Source organism: Alsobacter sp., from assembly GCF_059501845.1.
In genome coordinates, this window is record NZ_JCACDK010000020.1 from 17,599 (window position 1) to 35,160 (window position 17,562).

The following is a 17,562-nucleotide window of genomic DNA, read 5'->3' on the forward strand; positions in this document are numbered from 1 at the left end:
CACGGGTCGGCGCGATACTGACATTCCGGAGAGCGACGTGGTCCTGCGCCCCGCACTGTGCCTCGCGGCGGGCCTCGGCCTCGCCGCCTGTACCGAGACCGGCGATTTCGGCCGGCCCAAGCCAGGCCTGTTCACCGAAACGATCGCCCCCTACACCGGCACAGTCGCCGCGGCACTCCGCAGCGAACCCGTCTCCGTGGCCATGCTGACCGACGACGAGCAGGAACTGCGCAACCGGGCCTATCACTATCTGATGCCAGCCAAGGAGCGCAGCTACTTCGATCGGGTCCTCGCCGACCTCTCGGCCCGTCGCGTGCTCTCTCCCGACCTGACCGAGCAGGCGGAGAGCGAGTACTACCAGACGCTCACCTCGCGCACCGATCGCTCGCCGCGCCCGCGCTACCAGGCCCTGCGCGAGGACCTGGAAGCCGACCGCCTGCTCATGGGCCCCTTCGTGGCGGTGGCATGCCGGGTGAAGGAAGCCGACAGGATCCGCCTGAAAGCGGCCGAGCGGCTGCCGCCCGACGACGTATCCCGGTCCTTGGCCGAAGGCCGGGTGGGCGAGAACGAAATGCTGACGGGCTGGGTCTTCGGCGAGATGAAGACGCGCGTGACGGGCTACCGCTACGCGTTGGAGCACCTGGTCGTGGATTCGCCGGACAGGGACGCGGTGAAGGTGGAGCGCACGCTGATCGCGGTGGAGTCGGACCGGGCCGGGCTGGAGCGCTGCGTCGGACGCAGGTCCGTCTCTGTCCAGTTCGGAAAAGGCGATGCCGGGCCGCGGTATCTGCCGCACGCCGACAAGCCCGAGCTCCCGCCCAAGTAGGGAAGGCGGTGCCCGATCAGGGGGCGAGGGCCTTCTCGTCCCGGTCCTCGGGGCCGCAGCGCACGCGCTTCAGAGCCTCCTCGGCGTCGGCCATCTGGCTCGGTTCCATGGCGAGCGCGCGCAGGCTGACGATCCCCGTCGCCTCGGGCGAGACGATGCGTAGCTCGCGCACGGGCTCGTCTTCGGGGTCCTCTGACTGGACCTCCTCCAGCTGTTCGGGCGTGAGGAGCAGGATATCGAGCACGCCGCGCGTCGCGCTGCGGTCGGTCACGGCGTAAAACACGCCACCGCTCGTCGTGTGGAAGGCCACCGACATGAACCCGTCGGGGGTGGAGCCCGCCACGCGCACGGGCCCGTCCGACAGGTCGAAGCGGCAGACCGCGAGAGCCATCGCCGGGTCACGGAAAAGCAGATCGCCCGTGCCCGGCCCGGCGGCGGGAAGAAGGGTCACGACATGCCGCGGCGCGAAACGTGCCAGCCGGGTGTCGGCGTTCTGCGCCGCCAGCGACGGCAGCGCGAGCATCGAGACGAGGTGGACGATGCCGCCGAGGATCAACCCCGCCAGGAGCAGATAGACGGTCCGGCCGATCACCTTCCTCACTGGCAGGCCTCCCGCTCGATGCGCGGCAGCAGTGCGGGGTCGATCACCGAGATGGTGGCACTCGCAGGGGTATCGTAGAGGCGCAACGCCACCTCGAAGCGCCCCGGGCCGCCCAGGGGCAACCAGTTGCCGGCTCTGGCATCCTGGGAGACGACGATGTCGAACGTGCCGTTCTCGACCCGCACGATCTCGCCGGACGTGAAGCCGAAGCGGCCGGCCTTGTTGGGCGGTATCGACCCGTCGAGAGCATGGACAGTCATGGTCCAGTAGCGGGTGGGCGGCACCCGGCCGACGAGGCGGTAGGTGCAGGACCCGACCAACGGGATGTTCGTGCTGTCACGCCGCGCCACGAAGCTGAGCCCTTCGCCGAGGCCGAGCGGCAGGTCGCCCGAGCGCGCCACCAGCGCACGCGAATAGGGGTCGGCCTCCATCGAGCCGAGGCGCGGCCGGGCGAGCCACGGCCCGGACCTCACCTCGCCGAAGCCGACGCCGTTGGCCACGCACAGCCACGTCGCGCCGAGCCCCGTGGTGAGAGCGATGGCGAAGACGATCAGCACCTGAAGCGCGGTGGCGATGCCGGTGCGCGGCAGGCGCCGCCGCTGTGCGGGACTGCCGGGCAGAGCGAGGGTCATGGCTCAGGGTACTGCGATTCGGCCGCCGACGGCGCGCACCTGCTGCTCGGCCGCGCGGAACGGCTCGTCGACGCGCCCGGTGCTGCCCGTCGTCAGCGGCGCAGCCTTGTCGGGAGCCGTGAGCGGCTTGGGCGCCACGGAACGGATCATGGTGTCGAGACCGCCCAACGCCTCCAGGGACCGGCGGTTCAGAACGGCGGGACGCTGTGGCGCGGACACGACCTCGATGCCGGGTGTCCCGGGCTGGGCCGCCGCGACGGCCGCGTTGGACGCCTGATCCAGGCCGGGGATGGGCACGATCTCCACGCCCTGGTGGGCGGGCGCCATCATCTCGTGCCAGGCCATCGCAGGCAGGGAGCCGCCTGTCATCTTGTTGGTCGACTGGTAGTCGTCATTGCCGAACCACACGCCGGCGACGAAATTGCCGGTGAAGCCGATGAACCAGGCGTCGCGGTAGGCATTCGTCGTGCCCGTCTTGCCGGCGACCTTGATGCCCTCGATGGCAGCCTTCTTGCCCGTCCCTTCCTCGACCACCTTGTTGAGCATGAAGTTCATGTCGGCGATCACCCCCTCGGGGATGATGCGCTTGCGCGGCCCGGCGTCGCGGTCGTGCCGGTAGATCACGTCGCCGCGGGAGTTCCGGATCTCCACGGCGGCATAGGGATCGGCCTTGTAGCCGCCATTCGCGAAGACGGCGTAGGACGCCGTCATGTCCATCACCGTCACTTCCGCCGCGCCGATGGGCAGCGAGACGGTGTCGGTCAGCGGCGTGGTGAGGCCCATCAGGCGGCAGATCTCGACGATTTTGGCGCGGCCGGCCTTGTTGTTGCCCTCGCCGATCGCCGTGGCGAGCTGCACCGGGATCGTGTTGATCGACTTCGCCAGCGCGGTGGCCAGCGGCATCGAGCCCGAATAGGACCGCGCATAGTTGTTCGGGCACCAGTTGCCGACGCAGACGGGCCGGTCGGTGACAATGGTGGTCGGCTTGAACTTTCCGGTAAGCAGGGCCGTCGTGTAGACGAACGGCTTGAAGGACGAACCCGGCTGGCGCAGGGCGTCGATGGCGCGGTTGAACTGGCTGGCGCCGTAGTCGCGGCCGCCGACCATGGCCCGCACGCCGCCGTCGGGCTCCATCACGACGGTTGCGCCCTGCTTGGCGTCGTACTGGTCGCCATACTGCCGCAGGATAGACTCCAGCGAAGCTTCTGCCTGCTTCTGGATGCCGGGGTCTAGGGCCGTCTTGACCGTGAGCACGCGGTCGTTTGCGAGCCGGTTGTCGTCTGCGAGACGCCGGACCTCGTTGAAGGCCCAGTCGAGATAGTAGTCCGGGACGATCTCCTGCTTGCGGTCGATCGGGGTCGCCGGGTTCTTGCGGGCGGCGTAGACCTGCCCCTCCGTCAGGAAGCCTGCGTCGACCATGAAGGACAGCACGTCCGCGGCACGGGCACGGGCTGCGGGAAGGTTGTTGTGCGGCGCGTATTTGGTCGGCGCCTTGAAGAGGCCCGCCAGCATGGCGGCCTCGGCCAGCGTGACGTCCTTCACGGACTTGCCGAAGTAGAACTCTGCCGCCGCAGTCGCTCCGAACGACCCGCCGCCCATGTAGGCTCGGTCGAGGTAGAGCTTCAGGATCTCTGTCTTGGACAGGTGGAACTCCAGCCAGAGCGCGAGATAGGCTTCCTTGATCTTGCGCTCCAGCGACCGCTCGTTGGAGAGGAACAGGTTCTTGGCGAGCTGCTGGGTGATGGAGGAGCCACCCTGCACGACGCCCGAGGCGCGCGCATTGGCCATGAGCGCGCGGGCTGTTCCGATGACGTCGATGCCGAAATGCTCGTAGAAGCGCCGGTCCTCCGTGGCCAGCACGGCCTTGATCAGATGGTCGGGAAACTCCTCGAGCCGAACGGAATCGTCATGGCGGATGCCGCGCCGGCCGACCTCGTTGCCGTAGCGGTCGAGAAAGACGACGGCGAGGTCCTGCTTCTTCAGCCAATCGTCGCCCTCCACCTCGCGGAAAGCGGGGATGCCGAGGGCGAGCAGGATGAGCAGTGCGCCCGTGCCGAGCGTCAGCGCCTCGCACGCCAGCTCGACGGCGACGCGCTTGCCGCGGCGGACGTAAAGCTTGTCGAGCGCCATGGAATAGCGCTCCCAGGCAGCCGCCATGGAGCGGCCGCCCTGCGACAGCGAAAACGCCGTATAGGAGTCGAAGGCCTCGAAGGCGCGCACGAAGCGCTGCCAGAGTGAGAGCCTGCCGCCGAAATTCACGCGCACCTCTAAGCGAAGCAGTAGCGTTCAGAGTTTATCAACCATCGCGTTTGGGCGCGAGGCTTGGTCCAATTCAATGAGCCCATTGGTTAACATGGGCCCTTAAAGAGTCATTGACGTACTGCAGCTCATCAGTTGAAGGGCGAATTGCGGCGGAACGCCGGACGCGTTCGCCCTGTGCGCATCGATCCTATCGCGTGTGCCCCCGAATGCGTTAAGGAACCGCGATGGCCGACGATATCCGCGATGCAAAGTTCTGGCGCACCGTGCCGCTGGAAGAGATGAGCACTGCCCAGTGGGAAAGCCTCTGCGACGGCTGCGGGCGCTGCTGCCTCGTCAAGCTCGAGGACGAGGACACCGGGAAGATCCACGCCACCGACGTGGCCTGCCGGTTGTTCGACGCTGGCACCTGCCGTTGCCGGAACTACGAGAACCGGACCACCGCCGTGCCCGACTGCGTCGGACTGACGCCCCAGGCGGTGCGCGAGCTCAAATGGCTGCCGCCTACCTGCGGCTACCGGCTGGTCGCCGAGGGCAAGGACCTGCCCTGGTGGCACCCGCTCGTCTCGGGCACACCTGAAACGGTCGTCGAGGCAGGCGTCTCAGTGAAAGGCCGGGTCCACGCCGGGGAGGACGATGTCGGCCTCGCCGAACTCGTCGGCCGCGTCAGGCGCTGGCCACTCGCCTGGCCGAAGGCAGCAAGGCGGAAGGCCGGCGGATAAGTTGCCTGTCATCCCCGGCGGCCCGTAGGGCCGGGAAGGGGATCCAGGCTTGTTCGCCATCGCCAACTGGAGAGGCTCATTTCCCCGCCCCTGGGTCCACTTCCCCTCCGCCGCTGCGCGGCTCGGGCCGGGGATGACAGGGATGGCGGCTAGTGGTTCCGGAACGGGTCGCGCTGTGTCTTTCCCGCCCAGTCCAGCATCTCCTCGAGCAACCGTGCGCCGGCCAGCACCCGGCCATCTCCGCGCGGCCGGGCGATGACCTGGAGCCCGACGGGGCGGCCATCCGAGGTCAGGCCGCAGGGCAGGCTCAGCGCGGGGCAGGTGGTGAGTGTGATGGCGTAGGCGATGGCAAGCCACTCGACATAGTTCTCGAAGCGGTGGCCGGCACACTCGGCGACGTAGCGCTCTTCTACCGGATAGGCGGCGACGATCGTGGCGGGGCAGAGCAGCAGGTCGTAGCTCTCGAAGAAGGCGAGCGTCCGCTGCAGCAGGGCCGCGCGGGCGTTTTCCGCGCGCACCATGTCCTGCATGGTGAAGGACAAGCCCCGCTCGATGTTCCAGACCACCTCGGGCTTGAGGCGGTCCCGCTCGGCCGGGAGCAGGCGGGAGTAGGCGGCCGCGAACTGCATGCCGCGCAGAACCTGGAACATGTCGTGGACGCCGGAGAAGTCGGGGTGCGCCTCCTCGACGGCGATGCCCTCGCCGGACAGCCGCAAGGCGGCGCTCCGGCAGATCGAGGCGACCTCGGGATCGACCGGCGTGATGCCGAGATCGGCCGAAAACGCGACGCGGCGAGGCTTCCAGCCGGACCGCGCGGCGGCGAGGTAGCTTTCGGTGCGGGGGAGGGACACGGGGTCGGCGGGATGCTCGCCGGTCATGGCATCGAGCAGCAGCGCCGCATCCTCCACGGAGCGCGCCATGGGGCCGCAGACGCTCGTGATGCGGTCGATCACCGCGCCGGGATTGCAGGCGACCCGGCCCGGGCTGGGACGCAGGCCGACGACGCCGCAGAAGCTGGCGGGATTGCGCAGGCTGCCGCCGAGGTCGGAGCCCTGCGCGACCCACGCGGTCCCGCAGGCCAGGGCCGCGGCCGCGCCGCCGGACGATCCGGCCGCGGAAAGCGCCGTGTTCCACGGATTGCGGGTGGCGCCGAACACCTCGTTGAAGGTGTTGCCGCCGGCGCCGAACTCGGGCGTGTTCGACTTGGCGTAGACGATGCCGCCCTCCGCCTCGATCCGCTCGACCATGATGTCCGAGCGCTCCGGCACATGGCCGGCGAAGATCGGCGACCCGTAGGTGGTCCGGACGCCTGCTACGTCCGTGAGGTCTTTGATCGGCACCGGCAGCCCCTGGAGCACGCCACGCTCCTCCGCCGGGCGGTCCTTCAGGGCCAGGGCATGGTCGCGGGCCCGGTCGAGGCAGAGCGTCGGCAGCGCGTTGACGTGCGGTTCCGTCGCGGCGATGCGCGCCTCCAGCGCATCGAGGCAGTCGACCGGGGTGATCTCGCGCCTGCGCAGGAGATCGACCACCTCGCATGCGGAGAGCCGCGTCAGGGACGTGTCGGCCAAGCTCTGTCCTCCGCGCCGCCTCAGCCCAGCGTGGAGGCGCCGCTTTCCCGGAGCTTCTGCGCGTAGACGTTGATGATCAAGGCCGCGAGCAGGATCAGGCCGCGGATCAGGATCTTCAGGAAGCTGTCGATCTGGATGTGGTCGAGGCCGTTGTTGAGCACGCCCAGCACGCAAAGGCCGACGATGGTGTTGCCGATGCCGCCACGCCCGCCGAAGAGGCTGGTGCCGCCCACCACGACCGCGGCGATGGCGTCGAGCAGGTAGCCGTCGAACTCGTTCTGCTGGGCGCTGCCGAAATGCGCCACGCCGAGCATGCCGGCGACGCCGGAGCAGACGCCGGAGATCACCAGCACCGCGCCGATGATCATCTTGACGTTGACGCCGGAGAACTCAGCCGCCTCGCGGTTGCCGCCGACCATGTATACGTACCGCCCAAACCGCGTGTAGGTGAGCACGAGGTGGCCGACGAGCAGGAACACGGCCAGCACGATGACGATGTTGGGCACCGGGCCGGTGCGGCCAGACCCGAGCGTGGTGATGAGGTCGGGCACGGCATAGGCGATCTGGCCACGCACGAGCAGCGCGCAGATGCCAGCGCCGATCTGCATCATGGCCAGCGTCATGATGAAGGACGGGATGCCGATCCGGGTCACCCCGAAAGCGTTGACCAGCCCCAGAGCCGCACAGGACAGCAGCGCGATGATGATCGCCGCGAAGCCGGGCAGCGGGATGTTGGGGATGTTGACGTAGCTTTCCTGCAGCGTGAAGTAGGCCACGACGATGCCGGTGGCGTTGGCAATGGCCGCCACGGACAGGTCGATCTCTGCGCACAGGATCACGAAGGTCAGGCCCACCGCCATGATGCCGGTGACCGAGATTTGCGTGAGGATGTTGGAGACGTTGTCGGCCGTCGAGAAGGACGGGCTCGCCGCGCTGAAGAAGATGATGAGGGCGAGCAGCGTCGCGAAGGGAGCGATGTTGCGCATCTGGTTGCGCAGTAAGGCGCCCAGCCCTCCCGGCCTCCTCGCGGCGGCGACATCGGTTGCGGGTGACGTCATGCTGCAGATCCCTTCATGCCGCTTCCAGCAGCTTGTCCTTGCTGATCGTTTCGCTGGCGAATTCGCGCACGATCCGCCCGCGCTTCATGACCAGGATCCTGTCGGCCAGCGACAGCACCGTCTCCGGCTCGGCCGAGACGACGACGATGCCGATGCCCTGGTCGCGCAGGCTGCGCACGATCTTGACCACGTCGTCCTTGGCCCCCACGTCCATGCCGCGCGTCGGTTCGCTGAGCACGAGCACCCGGGGCGGGTAGGTGAGCCACTTGGCGAGCGCCACCTTCTGCTGGTTGCCGCCCGAGAGCGACCCCAGCAGCGCGTCCACCCGGGGCGGGCGTATGTTGAGGCTCTCGATGTGCTTCTTCATCAGGTCGCGTTCGACTGCCGGCTTGAGCCAGAGCTTCGAGATGCGCTCCAGCAGCGTGATCGATGCGTTCTTGTAGAGCGGCTCGTCGTAGAACAGCATCGAGCGCCGGCTCTCCGGCACGAAGGCTATGCCCGCGCGCTTGGCGGCGGTGGTGTTGGTGAGGTCGACGGGCTTGCCGTCCATCTCGATCCGGCCGGACTGTGCCTTCAGCTTGCCGAACAGCGTGCGCGCCAGCTCCAATTGGCCGCATCCCATGAAGCCGTAGATGCCCAGCACCTCGCCCGCCCGCACGTCCAGCGAAACGTCGGCATAGGCACGGCCGAAGCCGATGTTGCGGGCCGACAGCACGACGGGGGCATTGGGGCGGGAATCGAGCGGGATGGCCCCGGTATAGCTTTCCTCGAGGTCCTCGTGGCCGAGCCCGATCATCTGCTCGATGACCCAGCTCTTGTCGATCGCCGGCACGGGACTGCTCGCCACCTTCCGGCTGTTGCGGAACACGGTGACGGTGTCGGAGATGGCGAGGATGTCGTCGAGGAAGTGCGAGATAAAGATGATGCTGCGCCCGCTCTCGCGCAGCTTGCGCAGGACCTCGAAGAGGATCTGCACCTCGGGCGGAGACAGGGCCGAGGTCGGCTCGTCCAGGATAACGATGCGTGCGCCGGAGAACAGCACCCGGGCGAGCTCGATCAGCTGCTGCAGCCCGATGGGAAGTGAGCCGATCCGCTCGCTCGGGTCGACGTCGATCCCGAGGCTTTTCAGCTGCTCGCGGGCGCCCCTGGTCATGGCGCCCCAGTCGACCACGCCGTTCTTCACCGGCTGGTGGCCGAGATAGACGTTCTCGGCGACGGAGAGGTCCGGGACGATGGAAAGCTCCTGGTGGACCATGCCGATGCCCGCCACCAGCGCATCCCGCGCCGAGTGAAAGCGGACCGGGCGGCCATCGATCAGCATCTCGCCCTGGAACTCGGTGTGCACGCCGGCGATGATCTTCATCAGCGTCGACTTGCCGGCGCCGTTCTCGCCGACAAGGCCGTGGATCTCGCCGGCCTTCAGCACGAAATCGACGTCGCGCAGCGCGGTGACCCCGCCGAACGACTTGGAGATGCCGCGCATTTCGAGGCGCGGCGGGGCAGGGGACGCGGCTTCGCTCATCGGACTCGCTGGCGAGGGAAGCGCCCGGCGCGTGGCCGGGACGCGGGACAGTGGCGGACGGGAGCCGGTTGCCCGGCTCCCGTCGTCGCGCGGATCAGATCAGGAAGTGATCCTGCATCCAGAGCATGCCGGCAGCATTGGACTTGGTAACCACCGGCCCGTCCGTCACGATGCTCTTGGGAATGCCGGCCCCGGTCTTCTCGCCGCCCATGACGGCCGCCACGCCGGCCACGATGGCACCGCCATGGATGCGGCAGGACGGGTTGCGGACCGTGGCGTACATGCGCCCGTCGGCGACCGCATTGATGGCCGGGGGCATGGCGTCGACGCCGCCGATCAGGATGTTGGTCCGGTTGCGGGCCTTCATCACCTGGGCCGCCGCCAGCGCCATGTCGTCATTGTGGAAGAAGGCCGCGTCGATCTGCGGGTACTTCGTCAGGTAGGTCTCCCACAGGCGGGAGGCCTTGGTGACGTCCCAGTCGGCGGGCTGGGTGTCCAGCACCTCGATGCCCGGGTTGTTCTTGACCACGGACTCGAAGCCCTTGGCGCGGCCCTGGGCGCCGGTATGGCCAAGCGCGCCCTGGGTCATGATGATCTTGCCCTTGCCGCCGAGCGCGGCCACGAGCGCCTGCGTCACCGCCGCGCCCATGAACTCGTTGTCGGGAGCGAGGAAGGAGTGGACATTGATCTTGTCCAGCGGGGCGATCAGCGTGTCCATGTCGATCACCGGGATTCCGGCGTCGATCATCTTCTGGACGGGCTGGGTCAGCGTGCCAATGCCGAAGGCCTGAATGGCGACGAAGTCCCACTTCTGCGAGGCCATGTTGTCGATGGCGGCGCGCTGCTTGACCGCGTCGAGCTGGCCGTCGAACCAGGTGACCTCGACGTTGAACAGCTTGCCCCAGTACTCGGCCGCCTGCTTGCCCTGGGCGCACCAGGTGGCCTGCAGGCCGGCATTGGAGAACGCGGCCTTGAGCGGCTTTTCGGAGCGGCCCACTGCGGCAGCGGTTTCGGCCGCCATCGCGGGATCGATGCCGAGTCCGCCGAAGATGGCCGCGGCCGCGCCGGCCGAGACGGTGGCGGCCCGAATGAAATCGCGCCGCGTCTGCGGCGTCACCTCGTCCTTGGACATTGCTTTCTCCCACGTGGAATGATGCGTTCCGTCCGGGATGTCCGGCGGAGCTGCAGCTTTGGCGCGAGTCTTCGTCGTCTTGCGCGCCTGAGTTTAGGTACGAGGAATGCCATTTGGCAACGGACCAAGCCCGGCTTTCGTGATGCGACGCCTTGCGCTGGGCGCACGGCTCGGGCCCTGAGACAGAAATCAAGAATTAGGAAAATAGTCATTGACAGCGTGACGCTGTTCCGTTAGGGTGCAGGCATTCTCCACAGTTGCAGCCGGACGCGAGCCGCCCGGATCGCCAGAAGGCCGCCGGGCACGCGTCTGCGTTCCGAAGGAGATTGCCATGACCAACACGTTTGATGGTGACGTCCCCGGCCAAGACCCCGCCACCGCCCCTGCAAAGGCCTGCCCCGGAAAGAAGGGCACCACGGAGGGTTCCGATCAGGTGGCTGCCCGTTCCCGGGCCGTCGCGCGAAAGGCCCTCGTCCGCCGGCTGTGGAGTGCGGCCGAACGGCACGTCGCCGGAATCGAGGCCCGGCTGCCCGCTCTCGACGCGGAGCCCGAAACGATGGAGCGCGATGCCCGCACGCTCGCCATGCTGGCGCGCATGGTGAGGGAACTCAGCGCCGCCGAGACCAAGCCGCGGCGGGCCGCCCCCCGCCGCAGGCCTGTGAAGGAGGCCGACGATGATGCTCCCCCACGCGACATCGATGCTTTCCGCGAGGAGCTTGCTCGCCGTCTGGAGCGACTGCGTCAGGCTAGGGCTGCAGAATGAGCTGCTGGCGACGCTGAGCCCGGCCGAGACCGTCTTCTGGAAGGATCTCTGGCCGCTCTACGCCAGGCCCGACCAACTGCCGCCTGACGCGACCGCGGACGGAAGGCCGTGGACGGCATGGCTCGTGCTGGGCGGCCGCGGGGCGGGGAAAACCCGCGCCGGTGCCGAATGGGTGAGGGGGGTGGCCTGTGGCCACCCCCTTTTCGCGACCAGCCCCGCCGGGCGGCTTGCCCTGGTCGCCGAGGATTTCGCCGCGGCGCGCGAGGTGATGGTGGAAGGGCCCTCGGGCCTGCTCGCCGTGCACTCGCGCGACGAAAGGCCGCGCTGGGAGCCGACAAGGCGCCGTCTGGTGTGGCCGAGCGGAGCGGTGGCGCATGTCTTCTCCGCTGAAGATCCGGAGAGCCTGCGCGGCCCGCAATTCGACGCTGCCTGGCTCGACGAGGTCGGCAAGTGGCGGCACGCCGAGGAGACCTGGGACATGCTGCAGTTCGGACTGAGGCTGGGCGACCGGCCGCGGCAGGTCGTGACCACGACCCCGCGGCCCATCCCGCTGCTGCGCAGGCTCGTCGCCGACCCGCTGACGGCGGTGACGCGCGCCGCGACGCGGGCCAACGCCTACAATCTCGCCCCGAGCTTCCTCGATACGGTCGTCGGCCGCTATGCCGGCACGCGGCTGGGGCGCCAGGAGCTCGAAGGCGAGCTGATCGAGGAACGGGCCGACGCGCTGTGGAGCCGCGCCCTGCTCGAAGCCTGCCGGGTCGACGCCGCCCCCGCGCTGACGCGCATCGTGGTCGGGGTCGATCCGCCGGCCTCCTCCGGCAAGCGCGCCGATGCGTGCGGGATCGTCGGGGCGGGGATCGCCGCGGACGGTGTCGTCTACGTGCTCGCCGACGTTACGCTCGGCTCCGTAAGGCCCGCCGGCTGGGCCGCCGCCGCCATGGGCCTTTACCGCAGGCTGGAGGCCGACGCGCTGGTTGTGGAAACCAACCAGGGCGGCGAGATGGCCCTGGCGGTGCTGAACGAGGCGGACCCCGGCGTTCCCGTGACGCCGGTGCGGGCGACGCGCGGCAAGGCCGTGCGGGCCGAGCCGGTGGCGCTCCTCTACGAGCAGGGTCGCGTGCGCCATGCCGGCAGCTTCCCGGCACTGGAGGACGAACTCTGCGACTTCGGCCCGGGGCCGGACGGCTACGGCCTCTCCAGCGGCCGCTCGCCAGACCGGCTCGATGCGCTGGTCTGGGCGGTGACCGCGCTCGCCCTCTCGCCCCAGGGCCGCCCGCGCGTGAGGCGCGTGTAGCCGGCCCAACCCAGCCCGGCCCGCTCGTCCTTGCGAGGAGCACAGCGACGAGGCAATCGACGTGCCGGCGCCGGAACGGGCGAACAGGCCCGGTTTGCTTCGCCTCGCTCGCAATGACGATGCGAAGCAGCCCCGCGACGTATTTTCCTCCGGAGTTTCCGATGCCGAGCCTGATCGACCGCCTGCTCGGGCGGGCCGCACCCGCGCGTCCGCCCGAAGCCAAGACTTCGCGCGTGGGCCCGCTGCTGGCGCTCCACCAGGTGGGGCGGCCGGTGTGGACGCCGCGCAACCTCGTCGACCTCGCCCGCGAGGGCTACCAGCGCAACCCGGTGGTGCACCGCGCCGTCCGCATGGTGGCGGAGGCCGCAGCCAGCGTGCCGCTCTACGCCACGGATGGCGAGGAGGAGCGACCGGACCATCCGGTGCTCGCCCTGCTGGCACGCCCCAACCCGCGCGATGGCGCCGCCGCCTTCCTGGAGACGCTCTACGGACACCTCGTACTCTCCGGCAACGCCTACGCCGAGGCGGTGACGCTGGAGGGCGTGCCGCGCGAGCTTTACGCGCTACGGCCGGACCGGATGCGCGTCGTGCCCGGCGCCGACGGCTGGCCGCTCGCGTGGGACTACACTGTGGGTGCCTCAACGGTGCGCTTCGCACGCCGGGAGGCGGGGGTGCAGCCGATCCTGCATCTCACTTTGTTCAACCCGGTGGACGACCATTACGGCCTCTCGCCGATCGAGGCCGCCGCCAACGCGGTGGACGTCCACAACGCCGCGGGCGCTTGGAACAAGGCGCTGCTCGACAATTCCGCCCGGCCCTCGGGCGCACTGGTCTACGAGAGCCGGCAGGGCCTGCCGCTGGCCGAGGAGCAGTTCGAGCGGCTGAAGGCGGAGCTGGAGCAGAGTTTCCAGGGCGCGCTCAATGCAGGCCGGCCGCTGCTGCTGGAAGGCGGGCTCGACTGGCGGCCCTTGTCGCTCTCGCCGAAGGACATGGATTTCGTCGAGGCCAAGCACGCCGCGGCGCGCGAGATCGCACTGGCCTTCGGCGTGCCGCCGATGCTGCTGGGCCTGCCCGGCGACAACACCTTCGCCAACTATGCCGAGGCCAATCGCGGCTTCTGGCGCCAGACGGTGCTGCCTCTGGTGGGCCGCACGGCGCAGAGCCTGGCAGCCTGGCTCGCCCCGGACGAGCCCGGCCTGCGCCTGCTGCCCGACCTCGACCGCATCGACGCGCTTTCCGCCGAGCGCGGCGAACTCTGGTCCCGCATCGGCGCCGCCAGCTTTCTGACCAACGACGAAAAGCGCGCGGCGGTGGGGTATGGGGCGGCGGTGGAGCCGGCCGTCAAGTATTCGCCGGATCAACCGCGGGTCTCGGCTGGGAACTCCGACGGCGGGCAGTGGACGAGCGGGGGTGGGGGAGATGGCAAGATCGGAGGCGGGTCTTCGCAAGACGTCATCTTCGGAGGCAACGGGGAGGACCGTCTGGCAGAAGGGGTTCAAAGTGAACCATGGTCTCTTGGGAATGAAGCCGGCGGCGGCCCAAGATCCTGGTTGAGCCGAGCATTCGCCGACAAATGTGACGAACAACTAGCGCGAGACATGTTTCATTGTGATATGGTGGGGTTGAGATCTTGCCGAGCGCAAGCAATGGAACGGTATGGAGCGTGCATTTCTGGCAAGCCAATCCCACCACTTAGCTACTGAGTGAAAAAATGATTGCAGCAAAAACCAGCTATGAACTTTCGTTAAGCGGAACAACGGCTGAAGTAGAAGTGAGGATCTATGTTCCTATAAAGAGGGAGAAATCATGGACCTGCCGGTATGAAATAGATTGGCCAGAGAAGACGCGTTCTATGGAGATCGGAGGCTCCGATTCTGCCCAAGCACTCGTGTTGGCAATATATATGGTTGGAGCAGACCTGTATTTCAGTGATTATAACAAAGCCGGACAGTTATTTTGCGAAGGAAAGCCAGGGAACTTCGGTTTTCCGGTGACTGCGTACATCAGAGATAAAGCAAAAGGGTATAAAGAACTGTAGCGACCGCGGCGTTTTCGGCCGTACGGTCGGCCGCTGGCCGTATCGTCATTCGAGCGGCTGAAGGCGGAGCTGGAGCAGAGTTTCCAGGGCGCGCTCAACGCCGTGCGTCCGCTGCTGCTGGAGGGCGGACGAAGGCGGGGTCGTTCCCGGCGGCACGCCGAAAATCACGCTCACCGGAGGCAGCGAGGGCGGTGATGCAGACATCCTTTCTAAAGCCGCCAAAGTACTAATTGACGCGAGTGGATCAAAAGCGAAGAATATCGATGGCTCGGAGATATTGTACCCAGAAGGCAAACCGCCACACTATTTCAGAGAAAAAGGAAAGGTGTTTGCTGAATACAATAGAAATTTTGGCGCTGAAGCTTCGGGTGAGCTGTACAAGTTCATGGGACTGGCACATTTCAGAACAGGTGGCGAATGAGACGTGCAAAGACAGTCTGGAGCCTTCGACAAAAAATTCCGTGACTACAGCACAGTCGCCATCGGGATTTACTGTAAGGCAGCTGCGATTGATCTAGCAACGTGCCTGACGATCGAGGATGCTTACGCAAAGTTGTTTTCAAAGTTTAGGGCCGAATAAATGGACCAAACATATACAAATTCGCTTAAGAGAAATGTCTTGAACACAGTCATTGGATACAATCTGCTTCCATGAAAATAGAAAAGGAACGTCTTAAGATGACTTCGATGCGGGTATTGCTGGTCGCAGTACTCACAACGGCTGCAATCGCGGGGTGGTTCGCGCTGCCAGACATTTTGTTCTGGAGGCCGCCCCAATGTGAGATGCGTCGGGAATCGCAAACGGCGTCCCCAGACGGCACGACGTTCGCGGTAACTGGTATTCGGATCTGCGCCGATGGGGGATTCGTTACGTACGTCGATCGAATTGTCGAACTCAGCCGAATTGGAGAAAGCCCGGAAACCGTTCTCGTTATGCCTGATCTTGAACAAGCAGATACTAAGTTGAATTGGCCAAGCGCTGACCGTCTCGTAATAACGCCAGGCATGCCCGGACGTATCTCATTCAGAAGGCGAGAATGGTTCGGTATAATGGTCACCTTGAATCTCATACCATCGGACAAAGCTGAGCGGAAGATTTGGCTACTTCAACATGGCGTGCCGAGGACAAAATGGGATTTGTACGATCTGTGACGATTTTCTTGAATGAATAAATCCGCCCGGCCCGAGGTGCCCTGATCAATGAGAGCCGGCCCGTCATGCCGCTGGCCGAGGAGCAGTTCGAGCGGCTGAAGGCGGAGCTTGAGCAGAGTTTCCAGGGCGCGCTCAACGCCGGGCGCCCGCTGCTGCTGGAAGGCGGGCTGGACTGGCGGCCCCTCTCCCTCTCGTGAGTCTCTGATTGGACGGGCACCCTGCCGGGGACCCTTTGGGTCATGGATTTCGTCGAGGCCAAGCACGCCGCGGCGCGCGAGATCGCGCTTGCCTTCGGCGTGGGAGTGGTGTCGGAGGCTAATAGTCGCATGGTATCCTTGTCGGAGGTAACGAGGACGAACGTATTATAACCAATGTTCAACTCGCTTCTGCTGTTATCAACATTCGCGTCATCAGTGGTCGTTCTCAAGCGGGGGAGGGTACGTATTCGGCATGGTATGATTGCGGTAATGGGCGCATAATCAAGCGAACAGGTGTAGGTAGCGCGCCAGGCATCATCCGAGATCCATTTCAATACTGAAGGGAGGATGAAATGAGCGATCAAATGGACGTAAAGTATAGATTCTTAAATCCGAGCGAGATTAATTTATCTAATAAAGTTATTGAGTTGGGTGAGGCTTTCGCTTCGAGTGTCGGCGGCAAATCAAAATGGATCCTGATATTTGATTGGGCTTTGTCGAGGGCGGTGCGAATGTCGCCTACCAGCCCGTGGCAAGAGCTTCCGCCTGGTTTTGACATGGGAATGATTGAACGAAAGCTTATTCCAGCGAAGGCAATATTTTTGGCGGGAAGGCTGGAATACGTAATCCGAGTACCCGAAAACAACGCTTCCGACATCATAGGAGAAACGATCGACCTCGGAAAGGATAACATGCTCGCAGTGACTTGATTTCGCGTCCCGGCTGCATTGCGCGCTGTGGCCGGACAGGATGCGGCTTGTGCCCGGCGCCGACGGCTGGCCGCTCGCGTGGGACTACACAGTGTGTGCCTCGACGGTGCGCTTTGCACTCCGGGCGACGCCCTTTACGTAAGACCGAAGCTGTAGCCGCCGAGAGCTCTAAGCGCCGCGGCCGGTGTCAAAACCGATGCCATACTGGACTAAATAAGAGCTAAACGGAACAATGCAGTATCGAGGCGCAACCGCAACAATTGTACTCAATCCAGCAGGTCGAGTCGTGACCGTTTGGGGCCAGTGAGGAGTGGCGATCATGATAAAAGTGAGATCGGCGGCCCAGCCAGTCCAGAGCCAAGACTTATGGACCAAGCTACCGCATGTATAGGTTAAAGCAGTTTGGGATACGTCAGTAATTCTTTTCGACAGACAGGTAGTCCCGCAGCGTTTTACCGTTCTTGTCCCGGTCGTAATGTGGAAGGATGTCGTTCACCCGCCATGCCGGACCTTGACGGGCAAATTGCACATAGAGGTTCTGCTCGAAACCCCGCAACGTCGTGCGGACTTCTGCGACACCTATTTCTGGGTCAAATCGTGCCCCCAAGACCTCAAAATCGGTCAGTTGCCCTTGGAACTCGTCAAAAAAGTAGAACACCATAAATCCGCCCACGCCTATCCTGGTGCGCGATGCGCGATATGTTGCCTCGTCTGCAGCGAGGGCCGTGCGGAACGATGGCGTGGAATAGAGTTCGAGCAGCTGGCGCGGCCATGGGTCGAAGCCCCAGTCGTTCCCGATGAGCTTTTCCCAGGCATAGAAGCACGCCGACAGATAGGCCGGATCGGGATTGCGGCCAAGCCCGCGCACCGTGCAGCCCTTGCGGGTCGGCGGCCATGGCGGCGAGGTGAAGCCTTCCGCCAAACGTACTGGGGTGCCCGCCGAGGTGTATGCAACCATGATGCAAGTCAGCATCGAAAACAATATGCAGCGTTTCGCAAAGGATAAGAAGAACGACATGGCGATCTCACAAGAATAACGTGAAGCCGGACGCAGATTATCAGTTCAGGATAAGCCTGCAAGAGGACCC

At 65.7% G+C, this 17,562-nt stretch carries 14 protein-coding genes and 2 pseudogenes; 8 read left to right on the forward strand and 8 right to left on the reverse strand.

All coding sequences use genetic code 11. The features are described 5' to 3' along the window. Positions 1-37: 37 nt before the first annotated feature. Complete coding sequence (locus AC5JCN_RS24505; RefSeq protein ID WP_495757763.1) at positions 38-826, forward strand: hypothetical protein; 789 nt, start codon at positions 38-40, stop codon at positions 824-826. A 16-nt stretch (positions 827-842) separates the two neighbouring features. On the opposite strand, the gene AC5JCN_RS24510 is transcribed toward AC5JCN_RS24505, so the two are convergent. The 3 genes from AC5JCN_RS24510 to AC5JCN_RS24520 are packed head-to-tail and all read right to left on the reverse strand — an operon-like array spanning position 843 to position 4,318. Then, positions 843-1,427 carry a DUF1254 domain-containing protein gene (locus AC5JCN_RS24510; RefSeq protein ID WP_495757764.1) on the reverse strand — a complete coding sequence of 195 codons (585 nt, stop codon included), beginning with the start codon at positions 1,425-1,427 and terminating at the stop codon, positions 843-845. Next, positions 1,424-2,059, reverse strand: a complete 636-nt coding sequence (locus tag AC5JCN_RS24515; RefSeq protein WP_495757765.1) for a DUF1214 domain-containing protein — start codon at positions 2,057-2,059, stop codon at positions 1,424-1,426. Before AC5JCN_RS24515 ends, AC5JCN_RS24510 begins: the two co-directional genes overlap by 4 nt. Positions 2,060-2,062: 3 nt before the next feature. Next, complete coding sequence (locus AC5JCN_RS24520) at positions 2,063-4,318, reverse strand: transglycosylase domain-containing protein (protein WP_495757766.1); 2,256 nt, start codon at positions 4,316-4,318, stop codon at positions 2,063-2,065. 227 nt (positions 4,319-4,545) lie between these two features. Here AC5JCN_RS24520 and AC5JCN_RS24525 point away from each other — a divergent pair, with 227 nt between their 5' ends. Then, positions 4,546-5,040, forward strand: coding sequence for a YcgN family cysteine cluster protein (locus tag AC5JCN_RS24525; protein WP_495757767.1), 495 nt, complete (start codon positions 4,546-4,548; stop codon positions 5,038-5,040). Positions 5,041-5,189: 149 nt separating this feature from the next. Here the strand turns inward: AC5JCN_RS24525 and AC5JCN_RS24530 are convergent, their stop codons facing one another. The 4 genes from AC5JCN_RS24530 to AC5JCN_RS24545 form a co-directional block, all read right to left on the reverse strand. Next, positions 5,190-6,608, reverse strand: a complete 1,419-nt coding sequence (locus AC5JCN_RS24530; protein WP_495757768.1) for an amidase — start codon at positions 6,606-6,608, stop codon at positions 5,190-5,192. Positions 6,609-6,628: 20 nt separating this feature from the next. Continuing rightward, positions 6,629-7,666: an ABC transporter permease gene (locus AC5JCN_RS24535; RefSeq protein ID WP_495757769.1), complete on the reverse strand. Its 1,038-nt coding sequence runs from the start codon at positions 7,664-7,666 to the stop codon at positions 6,629-6,631. A gap of 13 nt (positions 7,667-7,679) precedes the next feature. Then, complete coding sequence (locus AC5JCN_RS24540; RefSeq protein WP_495757770.1) at positions 7,680-9,188, reverse strand: sugar ABC transporter ATP-binding protein; 1,509 nt, start codon at positions 9,186-9,188, stop codon at positions 7,680-7,682. A 94-nt stretch (positions 9,189-9,282) separates the two neighbouring features. Further along, a complete protein-coding gene (locus tag AC5JCN_RS24545; protein WP_495757771.1) occupies positions 9,283-10,320 on the reverse strand; it encodes a sugar ABC transporter substrate-binding protein in 1,038 nt (345 codons plus the stop codon). Positions 10,321-10,651: 331 nt separating this feature from the next. On the opposite strand from AC5JCN_RS24545, the gene AC5JCN_RS24550 reads away from it, so the two are divergent. From AC5JCN_RS24550 to AC5JCN_RS24575, 6 genes and pseudogenes are all read left to right on the forward strand, one after another. Further along, positions 10,652-11,083, forward strand: a complete 432-nt coding sequence (locus AC5JCN_RS24550; RefSeq protein ID WP_495757772.1) for a hypothetical protein — start codon at positions 10,652-10,654, stop codon at positions 11,081-11,083. Beyond that, positions 10,995-12,377, forward strand: a complete 1,383-nt coding sequence (locus AC5JCN_RS24555; protein ID WP_495757773.1) for a DNA-packaging protein — start codon at positions 10,995-10,997, stop codon at positions 12,375-12,377. Before AC5JCN_RS24550 ends, AC5JCN_RS24555 begins: the two co-directional genes overlap by 89 nt. Positions 12,378-12,538: 161 nt before the next feature. Next, a pseudogene (locus tag AC5JCN_RS24560) lies at positions 12,539-13,699 on the forward strand (phage portal protein); the annotation flags it as partial. A 389-nt stretch (positions 13,700-14,088) separates the two neighbouring features. Next, positions 14,089-14,415, forward strand: coding sequence for a DUF6968 family protein (locus AC5JCN_RS24565; protein WP_495757774.1), 327 nt, complete (start codon positions 14,089-14,091; stop codon positions 14,413-14,415). Between the two features lie 1,175 nt (positions 14,416-15,590). Then, positions 15,591-15,866: pseudogene (locus AC5JCN_RS24570) on the forward strand (phage portal protein); the annotation flags it as partial. A 251-nt stretch (positions 15,867-16,117) separates the two neighbouring features. Continuing rightward, positions 16,118-16,474 (forward strand): hypothetical protein, encoded by a 357-nt coding sequence (locus tag AC5JCN_RS24575; RefSeq protein WP_495757775.1) that lies wholly within the window; start codon positions 16,118-16,120, stop codon positions 16,472-16,474. Between the two features lie 412 nt (positions 16,475-16,886). On the opposite strand, the gene AC5JCN_RS24580 is transcribed toward AC5JCN_RS24575, so the two are convergent. Beyond that, positions 16,887-17,492, reverse strand: coding sequence for a hypothetical protein (locus tag AC5JCN_RS24580; protein ID WP_495757776.1), 606 nt, complete (start codon positions 17,490-17,492; stop codon positions 16,887-16,889). Positions 17,493-17,562 lie beyond the last annotated feature (70 nt).

Excerpts from the sequence above, each read along its gene's own strand:
- AC5JCN_RS24550 (WP_495757772.1), top strand. The coding sequence starts at position 10,652 with ATGACCAACACGTTTGATGGTGACGTCCCCGGCCAAGACCCCGCCACC.
- AC5JCN_RS24540 (WP_495757770.1), bottom strand. The coding sequence starts at position 9,188 with ATGAGCGAAGCCGCGTCCCCTGCCCCGCCGCGCCTCGAAATGCGCGGC.
- AC5JCN_RS24525 (WP_495757767.1), top strand. The coding sequence starts at position 4,546 with ATGGCCGACGATATCCGCGATGCAAAGTTCTGGCGCACCGTGCCGCTG.
- AC5JCN_RS24580 (WP_495757776.1), bottom strand. The coding sequence starts at position 17,492 with ATGTCGTTCTTCTTATCCTTTGCGAAACGCTGCATATTGTTTTCGATG.
- AC5JCN_RS24575 (WP_495757775.1), top strand. The coding sequence starts at position 16,118 with ATGAGCGATCAAATGGACGTAAAGTATAGATTCTTAAATCCGAGCGAG.
- AC5JCN_RS24545 (WP_495757771.1), bottom strand. The coding sequence starts at position 10,320 with ATGTCCAAGGACGAGGTGACGCCGCAGACGCGGCGCGATTTCATTCGG.
- AC5JCN_RS24555 (WP_495757773.1), top strand. The coding sequence starts at position 10,995 with ATGATGCTCCCCCACGCGACATCGATGCTTTCCGCGAGGAGCTTGCTC.
- AC5JCN_RS24535 (WP_495757769.1), bottom strand. The coding sequence starts at position 7,666 with ATGACGTCACCCGCAACCGATGTCGCCGCCGCGAGGAGGCCGGGAGGG.
- AC5JCN_RS24565 (WP_495757774.1), top strand. The coding sequence starts at position 14,089 with ATGATTGCAGCAAAAACCAGCTATGAACTTTCGTTAAGCGGAACAACG.
- AC5JCN_RS24515 (WP_495757765.1), bottom strand. The coding sequence starts at position 2,059 with ATGACCCTCGCTCTGCCCGGCAGTCCCGCACAGCGGCGGCGCCTGCCG.